Source organism: Pseudomonas brassicacearum, assembly GCF_003732265.1.
Taxonomy (GTDB): Bacteria; Pseudomonadota; Gammaproteobacteria; order Pseudomonadales; family Pseudomonadaceae; genus Aquipseudomonas; species Aquipseudomonas brassicacearum_D.
On sequence record NZ_MOBK01000245.1, the window covers coordinates 1 to 300 of the forward strand.

The window sequence follows — 300 nt, forward strand, 5'->3', positions numbered from 1 at the left end:
CTGGGCGAAGCGAGCTTTCAGGGCGCGATCAAATACGCCACCGACCGCCTGCAAATGCGCTCCCTGACCGGCCCGAAAACACCAGAGAAAACTGCTGACCCGATCATCGTCCATCCTGACGTGCGTCGGATGTTGCTTACCATGAAAGCCTTCAACGAAGGCAACCGCGCACTGACTTACTTCACCGCGCAGTTGCTGGACGTGGCGCATCTGAGCGCGGATGAAAGCGCCCGCCAGGACGCCGACGACCTGCTGGCCTTCCTGACGCCGATCTGCAAAGCCTTCATGACCGATACCGGG

General features: G+C 60.7%; 1 pseudogene. It reads left to right on the forward strand.

The window, feature by feature from the left end:
- Positions 1-300 (forward strand): annotated as a pseudogene (locus BK660_RS31080) (acyl-CoA dehydrogenase); the annotation flags it as partial.